The 4263-nt window shown below is 40.3% G+C and carries 5 protein-coding genes and 1 pseudogene; all 6 read left to right on the forward strand.

Features of this window, described 5'->3' with window-relative positions:
• A partial coding sequence (locus AB1471_RS18595) for a DUF2705 family protein (RefSeq protein ID WP_496350338.1) occupies positions 1 to 145 on the forward strand: 145 nt, incomplete at its 5' end.
• Positions 146 to 196: 51 nt separating this feature from the next.
• Positions 197 to 427: a recombinase family protein gene (locus AB1471_RS16560; protein WP_367780866.1), complete on the forward strand. Its 231-nt coding sequence runs from the start codon at positions 197 to 199 to the stop codon at positions 425 to 427.
• Positions 354 to 635: an ABC transporter permease family protein gene (locus AB1471_RS16565; RefSeq protein ID WP_437342379.1), complete on the forward strand. Its 282-nt coding sequence runs from the start codon at positions 354 to 356 to the stop codon at positions 633 to 635. Before AB1471_RS16560 ends, AB1471_RS16565 begins: the two co-directional genes overlap by 74 nt.
• A 793-nt stretch (positions 636 to 1428) precedes the next feature.
• Positions 1429 to 1582 (forward strand): annotated as a pseudogene (locus AB1471_RS18375) (magnesium transporter); the annotation flags it as partial.
• Between the two features lie 110 nt (positions 1583 to 1692).
• Complete coding sequence (gene ftsW / locus AB1471_RS16570; RefSeq protein WP_367780868.1) at positions 1693 to 2856, forward strand: putative lipid II flippase FtsW; 1164 nt, start codon at positions 1693 to 1695, stop codon at positions 2854 to 2856.
• Entirely contained in the window at positions 2822 to 3994 is a 1173-nt protein-coding gene (locus tag AB1471_RS16575; RefSeq protein WP_367780869.1) for an FtsW/RodA/SpoVE family cell cycle protein, read from the forward strand. Before ftsW ends, AB1471_RS16575 begins: the two co-directional genes overlap by 35 nt.
• Positions 3995 to 4263 lie beyond the last annotated feature (269 nt).

Here is a 4263-nt window from a genome sequence, read left to right on the forward strand (position 1 = left end):
CACAGACCTATCACAATATGAAACGGGATATCTGATTGTTGAAGGGATGACCATGCCGTTCTCTGTCATGATGATACTCATTTACTTTGCTCTATTTGTCACACTTGCGTTCACTGTATTTTCAAAAAGAGATATTGCCTCTTAAAAGCACAATAAAAAGCACCACGCTACTCATGGCGGTGTGGATGTTTTAATGATGGATAAAAGCACTGGAGTGAATACGTCACGTAAAGGATTGCAAGAGATATTAGACAAGGTGAAGGATGGAGATACGGTTATTTGTACAAGAATCGATCGTCTGGCTAGAAGCACAAGGGACCTACTAGGCATCGTGAACAAAAGTCATCAAACGAATCTTCTTATTAGAAAGCAGCTACATCGGATTATTCGGGGCTGTGATCGGAATTGCAGTGTCTTACGCCATTAGCCTGATCGTCAACATCGCCCTGCCAATGATTTTAGAATCAGCCTTTGAATCAGAATTACCCGACGGATTCCAATTCTCAGCGATCCCTTTGTCTCTAGTGTTAATTGCTATGGGTATTTGTTTAATCGTAACAATCCTCTCCGGTCTACGCCCAGCTAAACGTGCGACTGAGATTGATGTGTTAAAAGCAATGCGAAGAGAAATGTGATTACAAACAGAGCGTCCGTGACGGCGCTCTTTTTTTGAAGTTTAGTGTAGGTCGTTTGGCATGAGGGGCGGATAAATGCAGAGTAGGCTTCGATACAACATCCACATCCGCGGATAAACACCGCACATGCTTCGATACACGCAAACGAGCCAAGTGTTTTTCCGTAAGATAAACATATCCGGGGCGTACAACTGATGAAGGATAGGTCGTTTGCCACGATGTGCGGATAAGTGCAGGACAAGCTTCGATACAACACCCACATCCGCGGATAAACGCTAACCAAACTTCGATATCGTACCTATTTCCGCGGATAACCACCGCACAAGCTTCGATACATGTACCAACAAAAAGTTACCAGATATATTTTCATATAAATGTAATTTTCGTGAAAAATCCCGTGCTTTCGGTTTTTTTGCTCATTTGATTACATATTGCAAGATTTGACAAGATAAATACCCTCCCGAATCGTTGGATCCTGTGATAAAATCATAGTATTATAGTAAATTGGCTGAGATGAATGAATTGGTTCATTGAGAGCCTACTTAAATAAGAAAATCTACAAAAGTTAGAAACATTTACGAATCATTTACGTCCATATGAACGAGCGAGAGTATTTGAGGAACGAATGTGTTAGATTATGAGGTTTTGGTAATCGCTCTGCCTCTTGTTGACGACCATAAAAAGTTACTTGGTATCATTAATTAAAGAAGCTGCTGATGACATTTAAACGACTCTTTGGACCTGATAAAGAGATTACTTTTAGCCGTGATAGCGTTTGTTAGACGTTCGCCACGGATTAATATCTGGAACTATTATAATTAGATTTGAAGAAATACTTTTAGCTGTTATGGCACTGGCTTTCTTTATGCCGATAATTGCTGGAATGACGGGAAACACAGGTACATAATTACGCTATTGTGGTACGTGGATTAACGACCAATCGTATGTAAAAAAAGACGAGATCCAACTTGATTGTCATATCTATTTTGGCATGGCAAATGCTATGATCGCTCGTTTCCCGCTTTAAAACATGATTCAGAAATAGGGGATGATGATGATGATGAAAAAATTTCTTTCAACCTATCATAGTCCATTGTTAGTTATTGTCGTAGGTATGGGATTATTCGGTCTTGTCATGGTGTATAGTGCAAGTACTTATGTTTCGTTTGAAAACACTGGAGAATATTATAGCTACGGGCTCCGTCAAGGCATCTGGTGGCTCGTAGCGTTTGCAGCGTTTTTACTTGCCTCTCTATTCCCATTTACCGCCTATAAAAAACTTCTCCCTTTTATCGTAGGAATAACCGTCTTGCTGTTGTTGCTTGTGTTTATTCCGCAGCTTGGAGAAGAGCGAAATTCTGCCACACGGTGGCTTAAAATCGGACCTATACTAATACAGCCATCTGAAATTGCTAAGTTAACTGTTCCGTTGTACATTAGCTATATTCTCGTTCAAAAACGAACACAATTACATGATTTTAAAAAAGGGATCATGCCCTCTCTAATCATTGTGCTGGTGATCGCGGCTTTGATCTTGTTACAACCAGATTTAGGGACAGTGATCTCCATATTAATTGCCTATTTAGCGATGCTTTTGGTAGGAAAAATCAAGCTGAAACATGTCATATTATTAGGTATGTCAGGAATTGGGGCGGTTGCCCTACTCGCCATCATCAGCCCCTATCGATTAGAACGTTTAACTAGTTTTAGTGCTCCATTTGACGATCCTCTTAATGGAGGATATCAATTGATTCAATCTCTTTCAGCTATCTCAATAGGTGGATTAACTGGAACTGGCTTAGGCAATAGCATTATGAAAATGGGATTTTTACCAGAAGCACATACAGATTTTATCATTGCGGTGATTGCAGAAGAGCTTGGCATCTTTGGCATTGGAGCGGTAATCATAGGATTTTTTGCTCTCTTGCTCGTGGGTTATCAAATCTTTTCAAAGTGCCCTCACCCTGTAGGGAAACTATTAGCCATTGGCATCACGGCTCAAATTGCAGGGCAGGCCTGTATGAATCTAGCTGCTGCAGTGGGTTTAATGCCAATCACAGGGATTCCACTTCCTTTAATTAGCTATGGAGGCGCATCACTCGTGATCACAATGACCATGCTCGGGGTGCTAATGAACGTAGCTCGTTACACCCATTATCAAAATAAATTAGAAACGAAGGAGACCTATGAAACAACCCGACCGTTTTACAGAACGATTTGATTGGGGATTAACATTTATTTTACTTGTCTTTTGTATAATAAGTCTTGTTGGGATTTCGTCAGCTCAAGGACAATATGAAGGAAATTTTGTGTTGAAACAAGCAATTTGGTATGGGGTTGGATTCTTCATTATTGTAGGAGCCGTTCAATTCGAACCAGACCAATACCGTAAAATGGCTCCTTATTTATATGTAGTGGGAGTGACCCTTCTAATGGTCCTTGCCGTCGCTCCGGAATCTATAGCCCAAGAAACAAATGGAGCCACAAGATGGTTGGAACTCCCGGGTATCGGAAGTTTTCAACCTTCTGAATTGATGAAAATTTTTTATATTTTAATGCTTGCGTCTGTTGTTAGTCGGCATCAAGAAAATTTCATTCTAAAAAATATCAAGCATGATCTATGGCTGTTAGGGAAAATATTATTGGTTGCTTTAATCCCCATGGCATTTATTTTGAGGCAACCAGATCTAGGAACAAGCCTTGTATTTATTGCCATCAGCGCCGGAGTCATTATCGTATCCGGCGTATCATGGAAACTCTTGATCCCTGCTTTTAGTCTTACTGCAGTTGGGTCCGCTACGGTCTACTTTCTGGTGATGCACGCTCCTGATTGGCTAGAATTAATCGGCTTACGCCCGTATCAATTTGATCGTGTAATCTCATGGAGAAAACCCGAGCTCTATGCAGCAGATGAGGGGTACAACCTTCTTCAAGCAATGACTTCCATCGGATCAGGCCAAATGCTTGGAAATGGATTTCAATCCAATCAAGTGAATGTACCTGAACATCACACAGACTTTATTTTTACCACATTCGGTGAGGATTTCGGGTTTATAGGTGCTAGTTTTGTTGTCGCATGGTTTATGTTTTTAATCTATCATCTCACTCATATCGCACTGCTCACCAAAGATCCCTTCAGTACCTATTTATCCGTGGGAGTAATCAGCATGCTGACATTTCAAGTGTTTCAAAATATCGGTATGACCATCCAAGTCCTACCGGTCACAGGGCTTACTCTCCCACTTGTTAGCTATGGCGGGACTTCAATTATGATCACCATGTTTTCACTTGGCCTCATTTACAGCATTCGTTTCCACCATCGGAATTACATGTTTGGGGGAGACACTGAAATAAAATAAAACGATAGCTATTGATCACTTTTCAATAAAGAGTGCCATGTTCATGGTGCTCTTTTTCATTTACGCATCTAACGCTAGATAACAAGCATAAGTAAACGAAGATAATATCTTTTCGGTAAGAATTAGCGAGAATAAAAAAGTTGAGAATTTGATAAAAATGGTTGACATTTTCCAAAACGTTGCGTATAAATGTAAGAGTAATAACAACAAAACAAAATATCCTCGTTAGGTGAGGCTCCTATATGGAGATAGGCTGCTGCCCAGAAATG

It is taken from the genome of Jeotgalibacillus marinus, from assembly GCF_040801915.1.
GTDB classification, from domain to species: Bacteria; Bacillota; Bacilli; order Bacillales; family Jeotgalibacillaceae; genus Jeotgalibacillus; species Jeotgalibacillus marinus.

What these genes read in the sequence shown, in the direction of transcription:
- AB1471_RS16560 (WP_367780866.1), top strand. Translation starts at nt 197, where the DNA reads ATGGATAAAAGCACTGGAGTGAATACGTCACGTAAAGGATTGCAAGAG.
- ftsW (WP_367780868.1), top strand. Translation starts at nt 1,693, where the DNA reads ATGATGAAAAAATTTCTTTCAACCTATCATAGTCCATTGTTAGTTATT.
- AB1471_RS16575 (WP_367780869.1), top strand. Translation starts at nt 2,822, where the DNA reads ATGAAACAACCCGACCGTTTTACAGAACGATTTGATTGGGGATTAACA.